16 protein-coding genes and 1 tRNA gene are annotated in these 14,066 nt (G+C 71.4%); 2 read left to right on the forward strand and 15 right to left on the reverse strand.

The window, feature by feature from the left end; genetic code table 11:
- The 4 genes from DZG00_RS05490 to DZG00_RS05505 form a co-directional block, all read right to left on the reverse strand.
- The coding region (locus tag DZG00_RS05490; protein ID WP_147359929.1) for a DUF2510 domain-containing protein at positions 1–198 on the reverse strand (198 nt) is incomplete at its 3' end.
- A gap of 211 nt (positions 199–409) precedes the next feature.
- Positions 410–685 (reverse strand): hypothetical protein, encoded by a 276-nt coding sequence (locus DZG00_RS05495; protein ID WP_119381229.1) that lies wholly within the window; start codon positions 683–685, stop codon positions 410–412.
- Positions 682–1,260 (reverse strand): hypothetical protein, encoded by a 579-nt coding sequence (locus tag DZG00_RS05500; protein WP_147359930.1) that lies wholly within the window; start codon positions 1,258–1,260, stop codon positions 682–684. The genes DZG00_RS05495 and DZG00_RS05500 overlap by 4 nt, the downstream gene beginning before the upstream one ends.
- A gap of 81 nt (positions 1,261–1,341) precedes the next feature.
- Positions 1,342–1,809, reverse strand: a complete 468-nt coding sequence (locus DZG00_RS05505) for a very short patch repair endonuclease (protein WP_311135912.1) — start codon at positions 1,807–1,809, stop codon at positions 1,342–1,344.
- A gap of 18 nt (positions 1,810–1,827) precedes the next feature.
- On the opposite strand from DZG00_RS05505, the gene DZG00_RS05510 reads away from it, so the two are divergent.
- A complete protein-coding gene (locus DZG00_RS05510; RefSeq protein ID WP_119381226.1) occupies positions 1,828–2,814 on the forward strand; it encodes a GIY-YIG nuclease family protein in 987 nt (328 codons plus the stop codon).
- 25 nt (positions 2,815–2,839) lie between these two features.
- Here the strand turns inward: DZG00_RS05510 and DZG00_RS05515 are convergent, their stop codons facing one another.
- From DZG00_RS05515 to DZG00_RS05525, 3 genes are all read right to left on the reverse strand, one after another.
- On the reverse strand, positions 2,840–3,748 hold the full coding sequence (locus tag DZG00_RS05515) for an SRA domain-containing endonuclease (protein WP_119381225.1): 909 nt from the start codon (positions 3,746–3,748) through the stop codon (positions 2,840–2,842).
- Positions 3,749–3,985: 237 nt separating this feature from the next.
- Positions 3,986–4,059 (reverse strand) — tRNA-Pro (locus DZG00_RS05520).
- Positions 4,060–4,132: 73 nt separating this feature from the next.
- Positions 4,133–4,672 carry a hypothetical protein gene (locus DZG00_RS05525; RefSeq protein WP_119381224.1) on the reverse strand — a complete coding sequence of 180 codons (540 nt, stop codon included), beginning with the start codon at positions 4,670–4,672 and terminating at the stop codon, positions 4,133–4,135.
- Between the two features lie 296 nt (positions 4,673–4,968).
- Here DZG00_RS05525 and DZG00_RS05530 point away from each other — a divergent pair, with 296 nt between their 5' ends.
- The gene (locus tag DZG00_RS05530; protein ID WP_199688889.1) at positions 4,969–6,294 is read left to right on the forward strand and encodes an acyl-CoA dehydrogenase family protein; all 1,326 of its coding nucleotides are present in this window, start codon (positions 4,969–4,971) and stop codon (positions 6,292–6,294) included.
- Positions 6,295–6,410: 116 nt separating this feature from the next.
- Here the strand turns inward: DZG00_RS05530 and der are convergent, their stop codons facing one another.
- The 8 genes from der to xerD all read right to left on the reverse strand — a co-directional run bounded on the left by der (position 6,411) and on the right by xerD (position 14,052).
- On the reverse strand, positions 6,411–7,919 hold the full coding sequence (gene der, locus DZG00_RS05535; protein WP_086513292.1) for a ribosome biogenesis GTPase Der: 1,509 nt from the start codon (positions 7,917–7,919) through the stop codon (positions 6,411–6,413).
- Between the two features lie 40 nt (positions 7,920–7,959).
- Complete coding sequence (gene cmk, locus DZG00_RS05540) at positions 7,960–8,703, reverse strand: (d)CMP kinase (RefSeq protein WP_233548823.1); 744 nt, start codon at positions 8,701–8,703, stop codon at positions 7,960–7,962.
- On the reverse strand, positions 8,700–9,818 hold the full coding sequence (locus DZG00_RS05545; protein WP_119381223.1) for a prephenate dehydrogenase: 1,119 nt from the start codon (positions 9,816–9,818) through the stop codon (positions 8,700–8,702). Before DZG00_RS05545 ends, cmk begins: the two co-directional genes overlap by 4 nt.
- On the reverse strand, positions 9,815–10,675 hold the full coding sequence (locus DZG00_RS05550) for a pseudouridine synthase (protein ID WP_119381222.1): 861 nt from the start codon (positions 10,673–10,675) through the stop codon (positions 9,815–9,817). Before DZG00_RS05550 ends, DZG00_RS05545 begins: the two co-directional genes overlap by 4 nt.
- Positions 10,659–11,270, reverse strand: coding sequence for an SMC-Scp complex subunit ScpB (gene scpB, locus DZG00_RS05555; RefSeq protein WP_119381221.1), 612 nt, complete (start codon positions 11,268–11,270; stop codon positions 10,659–10,661). Before scpB ends, DZG00_RS05550 begins: the two co-directional genes overlap by 17 nt.
- Positions 11,260–12,126: a segregation and condensation protein A gene (locus tag DZG00_RS05560; RefSeq protein WP_119381220.1), complete on the reverse strand. Its 867-nt coding sequence runs from the start codon at positions 12,124–12,126 to the stop codon at positions 11,260–11,262. The genes scpB and DZG00_RS05560 overlap by 11 nt, the downstream gene beginning before the upstream one ends.
- Positions 12,110–12,958, reverse strand: a complete 849-nt coding sequence (locus DZG00_RS05565; RefSeq protein ID WP_174239708.1) for a ParA family protein — start codon at positions 12,956–12,958, stop codon at positions 12,110–12,112. Before DZG00_RS05565 ends, DZG00_RS05560 begins: the two co-directional genes overlap by 17 nt.
- A 107-nt stretch (positions 12,959–13,065) precedes the next feature.
- Complete coding sequence (xerD, locus tag DZG00_RS05570) at positions 13,066–14,052, reverse strand: site-specific tyrosine recombinase XerD (protein WP_119455447.1); 987 nt, start codon at positions 14,050–14,052, stop codon at positions 13,066–13,068.
- Positions 14,053–14,066 lie beyond the last annotated feature (14 nt).

Below are 14,066 nucleotides of genomic sequence, written 5' to 3' on the forward strand. Positions count from 1 at the left end.
GGCGCTCCGCGCGGCGTCCGCCTGCGGCGAGGCTGCGACGGCCGCCGTGGCCGCTGCGCTCGGAGCGGGCGCCTGCGCCGAGGCAGGCTGGACCATCGGCGCGACGTGCTGCGTCCACACGGATCCGTCCCAGTAGCGGAGCTGCCCGGATCCGTCGGGGAACCAGCCGGCAGGGGCGGCAGAGGGAACGTCGGGCATGGTGCTCCTCGGGTGCATGCCGCGACGAAGGGGTAGGCGGCAGATCAGGCCGTCGAGTGACGACGCCTGAGGCTAGGGGCGCGCTCTCCCGGCCGTAAGCCCTCGCATGGGGGTGAAAGGGGCGCGGGACCACTGGGATCCGCCCGCCGAGCGGAGGCGACGCCCGCGGCGCCAGACCGCCAGACCGCCGGACCGCGGGCGTCGCCGATGCTCAGCCCTCCCGCTGGCCGACGGCGCGCACGGCGTCCGAGATGGATCCGCCGTGCTGCTTCCGGTGCTCCTTCACGTCCGCGGCGGTGACGCCGTCGGGGAGCCGACCGATGCCCGCAGGGTCGCCGAGTATCGCGGGCCCCATGAGGAAGGTCGCGGCCAGCGCCGCGAGGAGGAGCAGAGTGCCGAGGCCCGCCTCCCCCGCCAGCCAGAACGCGATGCCTCCCACCCCGGCCGCGATGATCACGACGGTGCGGAGCACGTTGGACGCGGTCATGAGAAGCACTCCTCCTTCACGGACGTGATCCCGATGAGCTCGCCGGCCAATGCCAGCGCGGCGCCTCCGACCACCTGGAGCTTCTCGTACGAGAACGACGCACCCCAAAAGATCTGGACGGCCTTCGCCACGCCCCCGAGCTCCCCGATGAGCTTCTTCACCTTGAGGATCTTCGCCGCCGGAAACGCGGTGGAGGCGATGACCGTCGCGATGGCCGCGGTGCACCCGAGGACGCTGGCCTGCGTGGTGACGAGCCCGCTGCCGTCCTTCGTTCCTGCTCCGGATCCGACCCCGTTCTCGCGGAACCACTCGGCCGTCGCCGCATCGCCCTGCGCGAGGACCTCGTCGGGCACGGACTCGATCAGCTCCAGGGCGCCACGGAGGTCCTGGCTGCGAGGGTCGTCATCCAACGCCGCCGGTGCGGACTCCGACGACGTCGCGGCCGGGGTCGTCGCGGCATGGGCCGCCGGTGACGGACCCGCGGCGACCACGAGGGACCCGGCCAGGGCGAAACCGAGCAGCAGGGTCGGACGCCTGCGGCTCGAGACGGTCGTCGTGTTCGTGCATGTCTGCATGTGCTCCTCCATCCGTCGTTCGTCAGGTCAGAGGCCGGGCATCCCGGCCCGTTCCAGGATGCCGAATCGCTGCGTCGATCCTCAAGCACCGCGGGCGCGTTCGACGGCGACGACGATCTCCTCCACGGCCATCTCCGCGGGCACGTGCTCCCAGAACCGCAGCACGGTCCACCCCAGGTCGCGGAGCAGCGCGGTCACCTCGGCATCGCGCTCGACGTTGCGGGCGAGCTTCGCCACCCAGTAGTCGGCGTTGGCCTTCGGCAGGTGCAGGTGATCCGGGCAGCTGTGCCAGAAGCACCCGTCGATGAACACGACGATGCGCTGGCGGGTGAACGCGATGTCGGCTCGGCTGCGCGTCTCCTTCACAACCCGCAGATCGACCCGATATCGGAAGCCGCGGGCGTGCAGGATCCGCCGGACGGCCAGCTCCGGTGCTGTGTCACGCCGACGGTTCGAGCGCATGATGCTTCGCGCGGCGGCTGACGAGGCCCATGACATCGCAGGAGGACACCACGGACGTCCGACATCGGCGACGGCGATCTCGTTCATCTTCCCTAACGTGGACGCATGCCCTCCTCGCCCGGTCCGCTCACGTTCACTCGCTACGACATGATGGAGGCCGGGTCAGCGGCGGCCCTCTTCGCGGGTTCGACGGAGGTCTGCGGCATCTACGTCCTCGAATTCGAAGACGAGATGCGATATGTGGGGCAGACGCGTCAAATCGTCGCGCGGTATTCCGCCCATCGCCGCCGCCGTGGGGACATCGTCGCTCTGAGCTTCGCCCCATGCCCGATCACGGATCTTGATGAGTGCGAACGACGCGAGATCCGTCGGCAGGAATCCGCGCACAGCCTTCGCAACCTCAACCTGACGGGATGGCCGGCTGGCCGAGGCGATCTCGACGTCACGGTCGAGGACGGCACAAGCATCTTCTTGCCGTGGGAGCGTGAGCGCCGAGTGCGCCTCGGCGACGGGCATGAGGGCGGCGATACGACGATGCAGCGGAGGTTCTGGGACCTGGCTGCACGGCCCGATTACGAGGAGATGGCCGATGCCCTCGCGAGGTACGTCGACGAGTGCATACCCGACCCCTTCGGTACGCAGCGCGTCCTCTGGACGATCGTGGCGTCACCCTCGACATCCCGAACGGCTGAGGATCGCAGGCTCTTCACCCTTTCCTGCGGTGGTCGCGAGACCCTCTTCGCCCGCGAGTACGTGAAGGGGAGAAGCAGCCGAGTCGAGATTTGCATGAACGTCGACGGAGATCGGGTACGGGAGTCGAGGCCGGCGTCCTCTGTGCGCGACATCGTCGAGCTGTTCTCGATGCGCACGGAAACCGTGCCCTACGGGAACGAGATCATCAGCCGAAGCGTCGTACGCTCCTGGCGCCAGCTCGAGCGGGTGCTCGCTCGCTCGCACTTCGCCGAAGGGGCCTACAGGCTCAACACCACGCAGATGCGTCGCCGCTCGTCGCCATACCGACGGCATCACAATCAGGCCTTCGCCGACGACATCCTCCGTCGAGCCGCGGCGCGGAGCCGGCGCACATCTTGATTCGCTGTCGAGGGCGGCATCAGGATCACACGAGCCTCTCGACGAACTTCCCCCCGATCTCCGGCCATATCAGGCCGATTCCGTAGTCGTTCAACAGGCCCTCGAGGTCCTGAGGAGGCTGCGAGGGAAGCAGGATGGCCTTCTTCGAGTGCTCCACATAGCGGGCGTAGTCGAGGACCTGTCCTAGGGCAGTGCGGATGTCGTGACGAGTCGCAGACGCCTTCGCCTCGACGAGCAATCCGCGCGAAGGATCGAAGACGTCCGTGTAGAGCGTGGCGCCGCCTGGGCTCGGGATGCGATGTCGCTCCACCTGCACGTTCCGCGTCGTGAGAAGCCACCGTGCGTATCGATGAACCAGCGTCGCTTCTGTTCGAAGATGCGGCTGCGGCTCCTGCATCCTCTCCACCATGTACTCCGAGACGTGGCTCAGCTCGAGCGGCAGACGTTCGGTGACGAGCGACGGGGCTGTCAGGCGGGCCAGGCGCGACGCGTCGGTCTCGCCGACGGGACGGAGCCGGAAGATGAACACGGACCGCATCGCGCCATCACCTCCCGGGGCATCGTCGACGAGGAACGGATCTTCCTCCGGGAGCTCGAACTCGCCGACGTACTTCACCTCCGGGCCGGTCCCCTGCTTCTCGAATAGCCGAAGCGCCCGGCCTTCATCGTGATGATCCCGCACCGCCCGATTGCCGCTGGTCATCACCTGCGCGCCGCTCGGCCCCTCGCCGGTGTAGTGGAACGTGCCGTCGAAATGCCAGCCGTCGAACACGTCATATCCGCTCGATCGCCCGCCGGGGCCGGTGAACAAGAGCACGTTGGGGGTCTTCGCGCTGGGTTCCATCCCGCCCTGCCGCCCGCCGCCGTACTCCGCGTGTATCTGACGCCGCCTCCGCACGTCGCCCACCCGTATCGCCCAGTCCTGCTGCTCCACGTGCTCTCGCTCTCGTCACGAAAGCCTCGCACTTGAAAGGTGTTGGGGATGCACCCCGACCGGGTCACAGAGGGCAGGCGATACTCAACGGTGAGCCCGTGAGGCAACCTCACGACGCTGCGTCGATGGCCGAGAAGAATCGATGCCGCTCTTGGGCTCGCGGCCGTCGGGGAAGGAGATCACCCGAATACGACGAATGCCCCGGCCGGACCCATAGGTCCTTCCGAGGCATGTCCGTCGGGCTGACAGGATTTGAACCTGCGACCCCTTGACCCCCAGTCAAGTGCGCTACCAAGCTGCGCCACAGCCCGCTGTCCCATCGCTGGGCAACTCGTAGAGCCTACCGCATCGCCGGCACTGCTCCGGCACGCGCGAGGCCCCGGATCAGGCCGCCGCACCACCCGACGGCCGCGCCGACGACGACCCCGCCGCGGAGCCGCCGGCCACCCGCCCCGGCTTCGGGAACGCGTCGCGCATGTGGTCGCTCCGCAGGATGTCGGCCACGCCGATGAGCAGCAGCGAGAAGACGATCTGCTCGATGACCATCCAGAGCGGGTAGAGGCCGGGGATCGCCGCGATGACGAGGGTCACGATGGGGAAGATCTGGCTGAACAGGCGCAGGCGCGAGTACGCCCACCAGTAGCCGGCCGAGGCGCGCCAGGCGAAGTAGTAGAGCGTGAGGGTCATCGCGAGCACCACGAACGAGCGGAACCAGACGGCCGGGGCGATCGCGATGCCGTCGGAGGCGAGGGTCAGGGCGATGGCCACCGCGGTCGCGCCGACGGCGGTCTCGGCGACGAGGATCCACCGGATCCAGCGGAACGCCCGCGCCGTGAACGGGTGGTCACGCATGTCCTCGGCGATGACGTGGCCCGCCTGGCGCCCGGCGGCGATCCGATCGAGACGGCTGAGCAGCTGGTCCACCGGTGCGATCCTCCGTGTCTCGTGAGCGGGCGTCGGATGCGCCCGGATCAGGGTACGACGGGACGCCGTCCGCGGGCCGGGAACGGACCGGATCGCGCACCGCGGACATGGCAGCGTCCCCTCACCTCGCCGCCGCATCCGCCCGCACGGGTGCCTGCATGACACCGCGTGACGCCCCGCGTCGTCACGCGAGGCAACCCCGCGTCACACCCCTCGCCAGCCCGTCGGACCCGCCCCTACCGTGGCCCCACCGCAGGGCGCGGCACCGGTCGTGCCCCTTCACGAGAGGACAGGACATGACCCTGATCGACCGCGAGCCCCGACCCGCATCCGGCTCCCCCGCACCCGCACGAGGCACCGCGAACGCGGACGCCGACCGCCCGCGCCCCGCACCGCTCGGCGCCGCCCCCGTCGACCGCTGGAAGGGCGCTCCCCGCCCCTCCTCCCCCGCCGCGTGGATCGCCCGCGCCCGAGAGGTCGCCGACATCCTCGCCGTCGACCAGGTCGAGCGCGACCGCGCCGGCGCGAGCCCGCACCAGGAGGTGGCGCTGCTCAAGCACGCCGGCCTCGTCACGCTGCTCGGGCCCGCGGAGCACGGCGGGGGCGGGCAGACGTGGGAGACGGCGTACCAGGTGATCCGCGCGGTCGCCCGCGGCGACGGATCCATCGGCCAGCTCCTCGGCTACCACTACCTCTGGGCGTGGGCGGCTCGCCTCGTCGCGACCGACGCGCAGATCGAGGCCGTGGAGAAGTTCGCCACGACCGGGAACCTCCTCTTCGGCGGCGCCGTGAACCCGCGCGACTCCGACCTCGTCATCCGCGAGGACGGCGACGACCTCATCTTCTCCGGCCGCAAGTCCTTCAGCACGGGCGGCGTCGTCTCCGACCTCACGGTGCTCGAGGGCGTGATCGAGGGCACCGACACCCACGTGTTCGCGATCGTGCCGACGGATCAGCCGGGCATCGTCTTCGGCCACGACTGGGACAGCCTCGGGCAGCGGCTCACGGAGTCGGGCTCGGTCGAGATCCGCGACGTGCGGGTGCCGTGGACGAACGCCGCCGGGTTCGTCGACAAGGTGTTCCAGCCTCTCGTCTACGGCACGCTCAACGTGCCCGCGATCCAGCTGGTGTTCGCGAACTTCTACCAGGGGATCGCGGAGGGCGCGCTCGGGACGGCCGCCGCGTACACGCGCAGCACCACGCGCGCCTGGCCGTACGGCGGCGACGACAAGGAGCGCGCGACCGACGAGTGGTACGTGCTCGAGGGCTACGGGCAGCTGCAGTCGAAGCTCTGGGCGTCGGAGGCGCTGCTGGATCGGGTGGGCGCCGAGATCAGCGCCGTGCTGCACGCGCCGCGCGAGAAGCTGACCGAGCGGAAGCGCGGCGAGGTCGCCGTGCGGGTCGCTGCGGCGAAGGCGCGCATCGTGGAGGACGGGCTCGAGGTCGGCACGCGCGTGTTCGAGCTGACGGGTGCGCGCGCCACCGCCTCGACCGTCGGGCTCGACGTGTTCTGGCGGAACCTCCGCACCCACAGCCTCCACGACCCGATCGCCTACAAGCGGCGCGAGGTCGGCCGGCACGTGCTGCTCGGCGATATCCCCGAGCCCACCTGGTACACGTGATCCGCGACGCCCGCGGAACGACGGACGGCGCCGACCCCGAGTAGGGATCGACGCCGTCCGTCGTGCGGCGAGCCGGAGCCCGCGGGAACGCGCTGGCGCTTCCGCGCTGTGCCCGCCTAGCGCTTCCGCTTCTCCCGCACGCGCATGTTGACGATGATCGGGCTGCCCTCGAAGCCGTAGATCTCGCGCAGGCGACGCTGGATGTAGCGGCGGTACTGGGGGTCGAGGTACCCGGTCGTGAAGAGCACGAATGTCGGCGGACGGCTCGAGGCCTGCGTGCCGAACAGGATGCGCGGCTGCTTGCCGCCGCGCACGGGGTGCGGGTGGGCGGCGGTGAGCTCCGCGAGGAACGCGTTGAACTTGCCCGTCGCGATGCGGGTGTCCCACGACTCCAGCGCCGTCTCGAGCGCCGGCACGAGCTTCTCCATGTGGCGGCCGGTGCGCGCCGAGATGTTGACGCGCGGCGCCCACGACACGTGCGCGAGGTCGGTCTCGATCTCGCGCTCGAGGTAGCGGCGGCGCTCGTCGTCGAGGAGGTCCCACTTGTTGAACGCCAGCACGAGCGCGCGGCCCGACTCGAGCACCAGCTCGATGATGCGGATGTCCTGCTCGCTGATGACCTCGGAGACGTCGATCATGACGACCGCGACCTCCGCCTTCTCCAGCGCGGCGCTCGTGCGGAGCGACGCGTAGAAGTCGGCGCCCTGGGCGAGGTGCATGCGGCGGCGGATGCCGGCGGTGTCGACGAAGCGCCACACCTTGCCGGCGATCTCGACCTGCTCGTCGACCGGATCGCGCGTGGTGCCGGCGAGCTCGTTGACGACCACGCGCTCCTCGCCCGCTGCCTTGTTGAGCAGGCTCGACTTGCCGACGTTCGGGCGGCCGAGGATGGCGACGCGGCGGGGTCCGCCGACCTCCTCCTTGGCGACCTTGGAGACGAGCGGCAGGGTCTTGAGCACGAGGTCGAGGAGGTCGGCCACACCGCGGCCGTGCAGCGCGGAGACGGGGTGCGGCTCGCCGAGGCCGAGCGACCACAGCGAGGCGGCGTTCGGCTCCTGGCGCGCGTCGTCGACCTTGTTGGCCGCGAGGATCACCGTCTTCTTGGTCTTGCGGAGCAGGCGGACGACGTGCTCGTCCGTGCTCGTGGCGCCCACGTTCGCGTCGACGACGAAGAGCACGGCGTCGGCGAGGTCCATCGCGATCTCGGCCTGCATGGCCACGGACGCGTTGATGCCCTTCGCGTCGGGCTCCCAGCCGCCGGTGTCGACCAGGGTGAACCAGCGTCCGCCGTACTCGGCCTTGTAGGAGACCCGGTCGCGCGTGACGCCGGGGGTGTCCTCGACGACGGCCTCGCGGCGGCCGAGGATGCGGTTGATGAGCGCCGACTTGCCGACGTTCGGGCGGCCGACGACCGCCAGCACGGGCAGCGCCGGCAGGTACGTGACCTGGTCGGGGTCGTCCGTCGCGGACTCGAGGACCTCGAGGTCCTCGTCGTCCAGGTCGTAGTCCTCGAGCCCGGCGCGGAGCGTCTGCGCGCGCTGGGCGGCGAGCTCCTCGTCGATGCTCGACAGGCGCTCGTGGAGCCCGCTGTCGAGCTCGGGGAAGTCGTCGTCGTGATCAGCCATGTCATTCCTCTGGCGTGTCGGCCCGTCGCCGGGCCGCGCCTCAATCTGTTCGTGCGTGAACGAGCTCGACCACCGCCTGGACGGTCTGGTCGAAGTCGATGTCCGTGGAGTCGATGGTGGTCACACCATCTGCGGCGTTCATGAAATCGACGACCTGCGAGTCGGCCCGATCCCGGGAGGCGAGTGATTCGCCGACCGCGGCTGCCGACTGGGTCGACGTCTCCGCGGAACGCCTGCTCATCCTAGCTTCCGGGGAGGCCGTCAGCAGAATGCGCACCTGGGCGTCGGGCGCGACGACCGTGGTGATGTCGCGGCCCTCGACCACGATGCCCGGCTTGTCGCTCGACGCCATGAGCGAGCGGAACAGCTCCACCATGTAGTGCCGCACCTCGGGAACGCGGGCCACGCGGCTCACGACGGCGGAGACGCGGGGCTCGCGGATCGCCTCGGTGACGTCGGTGCCGCGCACGGTGACGCGCGTCTCGGACGGGTCGATCGCGATGTCGTAGTCGAACCCCTCGATGAGGCTCGTGACGGTCGCGGGATCCTCGGTGTCGACGCCGCTCTCCAGCGCGAACCAGCTGAGCGCGCGGTAGGCGGCGCCCGTGTCCTGGTAGTCGAAGCCGAGGGCGCGCGCGGCGGCGCGGCTCACGCTCGACTTGCCGCTGCCCGCGGGGCCGTCGACGGCGACGACCGTGCGGTTGAGCGTGGCGTCCACGAGGAGGGCGTCCTCCAGCGGGTCGGCCTCGAGCGGGTCGGGTGCGTTCACAGCGTGTCCGGTCATCCGGCGATCCTCCAGTTCCGTTCTTCCAGCCGCGCGACCAGGCGGTCACGGGCCTCGGGCAGCACGGCGATCTCGACGAGACCCACCTGCGCCCCCTGCGAGTGCTCGAGGCGCAGGTCCTCGATGCTGACGTCGGCGGCGCCGACCTCGGAGATGAGGGCGGCCAGCTGGCCGGGGCGGTCGTCGATCATCACGGTGATGGCGGCGAAGCGGCGGTCCTGACCGTGCTTGCCGGGGATCCGCGCGACGCCCGCGTTGCCCGCGTGGATCCGCTCGGCCACCCGCAGCCGTGCGCCCTGCGCGTCGACGTCGTCGAGCGCCTCGATCACGTCGTCGAGGTCGGTGCGGAGCGCCTTCAGGATCGGCACGATGCGGGAGGCGTTGGCACCGAGGATCTGCACCCACAGCGCCGCGTCGCTCGACGCGATGCGCGTGGTGTCGCGGAGGCCCTGCCCGGAGAGGCCGAGCGCTGCCGCGTCGCCGTCGGCGAGCCGCGACGCCAGGAGGCTCGCGACCACCTGCGGCACGTGCGAGACGAGAGCCACGGAGGCGTCGTGCTCCTCCGCGGTCATCTCGATCGGCACGGCGCCGAGGTCGAGGATCAGCTGCTCGACGGGCGCGCCGGCGGAGTACGTGATGCCGTCGTGGCCCGCGATGACCCAGGGCCGGCCGAGGAAGAGGTCGCCCGTCGCCGAGACGGGACCGCCGCGCTCGCGCCCGGCGAGCGGGTGCGAGCCGAGGTAGCGGGAGAGGTCGGCGCCCATGTCGGCGAGCTCCGCGAGCGGCGCGGCCTTCACGCTCGCGACGTCGGTGACGAGGGCGTCGGGATGCGCGGCGAGCTCGGCCGCCACCACGCGCGCGGTCACGTCCGGCGGCACGCAGACCACGACGAGCGACGGCCGGTCGGGGGCGGGCGAGATGTCGGCGATGCGCCCCGCGCCCATGTCCGCGGCGAGGCGGAGCGTGGTCGGCGACGCGTCCGCCAGCACCACGTCGACCCCGCGCGCACGCAGCCCGAGGGCGATGCTCGTGCCGAGGAGTCCCGTGCCGACGATGCGGACGGTCCCCTGCACGCGCGTGTCGGTCGCGGCGGCCGCGCCCGCGGCCTCGCTCACTCGCCGTCCTCGCGGTCCACGTCCCCCTGCGCCTCGGCGTCCGCGCCCGCGCCCTGCGGCGTCGCGGGTCCGGCCTGCGAGCGGGCCTCGCGCGAGATGGTGAGGAGCTGGCCGAGCTCGTCGGAGGTGAGGTCGCGCACGCGGCCGACGCCGAGGGATCCGAGGTGCAGCGGCCCGAACTGGCGGCGCACGAGCTCCTCGACCGGGTGGCCGACCTCGTCGAGCATGCGGCGCACGATGCGGTTCCGGCCCGAGTGCAGCGTGATCTCCACGAGCGTCTGGTCGCCGCCGCCCGAGAGGATCCGCGCGCGATCCGCCTGGATCAGCCCGTCCTCGAGGTCCACGCCCTGCGTGAGGCGCTGGATCGTCTGCGGCGTGACACGGCCCGTGACCTTCGCGATGTACGTCTTCAGCACCCCGAACGACGGGTGCGCGAGCACGTGCGCGAGGTCGCCGTCGTTGGTGAGGATCAGCAGCCCGCTCGTCTCCGCGTCGAGGCGGCCGACGTTGAACAGGCGCTCCTCGAACTCCTCCGTGAACTCACGGAGGTCGGGGCGGCCGCGCTCGTCACGCAGCGAGGAGTAGATGCCGACGGGCTTGTTGAGCATGAGGTAGCGCTTGGAGGTGTCGAGCTGCACGGCCTGGTCGTCGACCGCGACCTCGTCCACCTCGGGGTCGATGCGCCGGCCGGGCTCGGTGATGACCTCGCCGTTCACGGTCACGCGGCCCGCGGCGATCATGTCCTCGCACACGCGGCGGCTGGCGACGCCGGCGGCGGCCATCACCTTCTGCAGGCGGACGCCCGCGACGGGCTCGTCCGGGTTCCAGGCATGGCTGTTCTCAGTGGAGGGGGTCATGGAAGCCTTCCGCCCCGTCGGGGAGCAACGGGGAGATCGGGGGGAGCTCGTCGAGCGAGTTGATGCCGAGCTGCGTGAGCAGGTGGTCTGTCGTACCGTAATGGATCGCGCCGGTCTCGCCGTCGGTGAAGGCCTCGGTCACGAGGCCACGCGCGAGCAGCGTCCGCACCACCGAGTCGACGTTCACGGCGCGGATCGCGGCGACCTGGCTGCGGCTGATCGGCTGCTTGTACGCGATCACCGCGAGCGTCTCGAGGGCCGCCTGCGAGAGGCGCGTGGGGTTCTGCGTGAGCACGTGGTCGCGGATCACGGTGTCGTACTCGGGCCGCACGTACACGCGCCAGCCGCCGCCGACCTCGCGCAGCTCGAAGCCGCGGCGCACTCCCCCGGTCTTCCCGTCGAAGTCGTCGACGAGCCGCTGGATAGCGCGGCGCACCTCCTTCACCGGCGTGGAGGTCGCGGTCGCGAGGGTCGTCACGCTCTGCGGCTCGTCGGCGACCATGAGCAGCGCCTCGAGCGCGCGGTCGAGGTCGAGCGGCACGGCGGCGTCGGGCGCGGCGGCGTCGTCCGTGGGATCCACCGGCTCAGCTGTCATAGCCGGCCCCCAGGCTCGCGAGCGCGTCGTCGGTCCAGCTCTCCGCGGTCCAGGTGAGCGTGAGCTCGCCGAGCGCCTCGGGCTGGTCGAACTCGATCGCGGCGACCCGGTACAGCTCGAGCACCGCGAGGAAGCGCGCGATCACGACGCCCGTCATCCCCGCGTCCGCGACGAGCTCCCGGAAGGTGACCGGCGCCCCGCTCCGCAGCCGGGCGACGACGACGGCCGCCTGCTCGCGGATGCTCACGAGCGGCGCGTGCAGGTGGTCGAGCCCCACGGTCGGGATCTCGCGCGGCGCGAGCGCGAGCAGGGCGATGGCCGCCAGGTCGGCGGGCGACGTGGTCCACACGAGCTCCGGCACCTGCGCGCGGAACCGCTCCTCGAGCGGCACGTCGCGGAACGCGCGGCCGGACTCGGCGGCGAGCCGCTCCTGGAACCACGATGCGGCCTGCTTGAACGCGCGGTACTGCAGCAGCCGGGCGAACAGCAGATCGCGGGCCTCGAGCAGCGCCACGTCCTCGGCGTCCACGAGCTCGCCCTGCGGCAGGAGCCCGACGAGCTTGAGGTCGAGGAGCGTCGCCGCGACCACGAGGAACGAGCTCGCCTCGTCGAGGTCCTCCGGCCCGTCGAGCCCGCGGATGTGCGCGATGAACTCGTTCGTCACGAGGCTGAGGCTCACCTCGGTGATGTCCATCTCGTGGCTGCCGATGAGCGACAGCAGCAGGTCGAACGGGCCCTCGAAGTTGCCGATGCTCACGCGGAACGCGCGCTCGGGGTCCACACGGATGGCCGCGGCGTCCGCGTCGGCGGCGAGCTCCGGCTCGGCCAGGGGTGCGCCCCTACGCGACGGCGCCACGCGCGATGAGCTCCCGCGCCACCTTGCGGTACGCGAGCGCGGCCGGGTGCTCGGGCGCGAACTGGATGATGGGCTTGCCCGCCACCGACGCGTCCGGGAACTTGACCGTCCGGCCGATCACGGTCTCGAGCACGCTGTCGTCGAACGCCTCGACCACGCGCTGCAGCACCTCGCGGGAGTGCAGCGTGCGCGAGTCGTACATGGTCGCGAGGATCCCGTCGAGCGCGAGCCCCGGGTTCAGCCGGTCCTTGACCTTCTCGATGGTCTCGACCAGCAGCGCGACGCCGCGGAGGGCGAAGAACTCGCACTCCAGCGGGATCAGGACGCCGTGGCTCGCCGTGAGCGCGTTGACGGTGAGGAGGCCGAGCGACGGCTGGCAGTCGATGAGTATGACGTCGTAGTCGGCGCTCACCTTCCGCAGCACGCTCGCGAGGATCTGCTCGCGCGCGACCTCGTTGACGAGGTGCACCTCCGCGGCCGACAGGTCGATGTTCGCGGGGATCACGTCGAGGCCCTCGAAGCCCGTGGTCTGGATCGCCTCGCGCGGGTCCTTCACGGTGCCGAGCAGCAGGTCGTAGATGGTGACGGCATCGTGGGTCTGCACGCCGAGGCCCGCGGACAGCGCGCCCTGCGGGTCGAAGTCGACGGCGAGCACGCGGCGGCCGTAGCTGGCGAGCGATGCACCCAGGTTGATGGCGGTGGTCGTCTTGCCGACGCCGCCCTTCTGGTTGCAGAGGGAGATGATCTTGGCCGGTCCGTGGCCCTGGAGGGGCTCGGGCTCGGCGAACTCGCGCAGCTCCCGACCGGTGGGTCCGAGCACGGGGACGTCCATTCCCGGGAGCTCGGTCACATCTGGCTTGCGCGTCACGTGGATCTCTCTCTGCCGCTCGTCCGACGCGGGGGTCCGCCGGATCCTGCGAGTCTACCGGGGAGGGTCGCTCACGCCCGGCGGGCACGCGGGTGCGCGGTCGTGTAGACGTCGCGCAGGGTGTCGACGGTCACGCGCGTGTAGATCTGCGTGGTCGACACCGACGAGTGGCCGAGCAGCTCCTGCACCACGCGCACGTCGGCGCCGCCCGCGATGAGGTGCGTCGCGAACGAGTGCCGGAACGTGTGCGGGGAGATCTCCTCGGTCACGCCGGCGCGCTCGGCGGCCGCCTTGATCACGAGCCACGCGTTCTGCCGGGAGAGCGCGTGGCCGCGCAGCCCCAGGAAGAGGGCGGGCGTCGCGGTGCCGCGCGCGGCGAGGATCGGGCGGACGCGCACGAGGTAGGCGTCCACGGCGCGGCGCGCGAAGGACCCGACGGGCACGATCCGCTGCTTGCCGCCCTTGCCGAGCACGCGCACCAGCTCGTCGGCCGCGCCGTCGGGGCCGAGCACGTCGTCGACCGTGAGCGCCGTGATCTCGCTGACGCGGGCGCCCGTGGCGTACAGCAGCTCGAGCAGGGCCTTGTCGCGCACACGCAGCGGCTCGTCGCCGTCGGTCGCGTCGAGGATCCGACCCATGGTCTCGATGGAGACGGCCTTCGGCAGGCGGCTCGGCAGCTTGGGCGGCTTCTGGTCGGCGGACACGTCGACCTCGACGATCCCCTCCTCCACGAGGAACCGGTGGAACGACCGCACGCTCGACAGCATGCGCGCGAGCGACGACGCCGTGAGGCCCCCTTGCTCGGGGTCGCGGAGGCGCTGCGCGAACCCGGCGACGTGCGCCGCGGTGGCGCCGGCCGGATCCGCGACGCCCTCGGCCGCGAGGTGCGCCGTGTACCGGGCGAGGTCGCGGCGGTAGGCCTGGATCGTGTTGCGGGACAGGCCGCGCTCCACCTCGACGTGGCGGAGCCAGCGGTCGACGGCCAGGCGCAGGGCCGCGGGGACCTCGGGCGCCGCGTCGGGCGCCGCTCCCCCGGATCCGTCGGCCGCGTCGGTCACGAGGCCGACGCGCC

Origin of the sequence: Clavibacter lycopersici (assembly GCF_003576405.1) — a bacterium.
In the GTDB taxonomy this organism is placed as follows: Bacteria; Actinomycetota; Actinomycetes; order Actinomycetales; family Microbacteriaceae; genus Clavibacter; species Clavibacter lycopersici.

What these genes read in the sequence shown, in the direction of transcription:
- DZG00_RS05495 (WP_119381229.1), bottom strand. Translation starts at nt 685, where the DNA reads ATGACCGCGTCCAACGTGCTCCGCACCGTCGTGATCATCGCGGCCGGG.
- DZG00_RS05500 (WP_147359930.1), bottom strand. Translation starts at nt 1,260, where the DNA reads ATGCAGACATGCACGAACACGACGACCGTCTCGAGCCGCAGGCGTCCG.
- DZG00_RS05505 (WP_311135912.1), bottom strand. Translation starts at nt 1,809, where the DNA reads ATGAACGAGATCGCCGTCGCCGATGTCGGACGTCCGTGGTGTCCTCCT.
- DZG00_RS05510 (WP_119381226.1), top strand. Translation starts at nt 1,828, where the DNA reads ATGCCCTCCTCGCCCGGTCCGCTCACGTTCACTCGCTACGACATGATG.
- DZG00_RS05530 (WP_199688889.1), top strand. Translation starts at nt 4,969, where the DNA reads ATGACCCTGATCGACCGCGAGCCCCGACCCGCATCCGGCTCCCCCGCA.
- der (WP_086513292.1), bottom strand. Translation starts at nt 7,919, where the DNA reads ATGGCTGATCACGACGACGACTTCCCCGAGCTCGACAGCGGGCTCCAC.
- cmk (WP_233548823.1), bottom strand. Translation starts at nt 8,703, where the DNA reads ATGACCGGACACGCTGTGAACGCACCCGACCCGCTCGAGGCCGACCCG.
- DZG00_RS05550 (WP_119381222.1), bottom strand. Translation starts at nt 10,675, where the DNA reads ATGACCCCCTCCACTGAGAACAGCCATGCCTGGAACCCGGACGAGCCC.
- scpB (WP_119381221.1), bottom strand. Translation starts at nt 11,270, where the DNA reads ATGACAGCTGAGCCGGTGGATCCCACGGACGACGCCGCCGCGCCCGAC.
- DZG00_RS05565 (WP_174239708.1), bottom strand. Translation starts at nt 12,958, where the DNA reads ATGGACGTCCCCGTGCTCGGACCCACCGGTCGGGAGCTGCGCGAGTTC.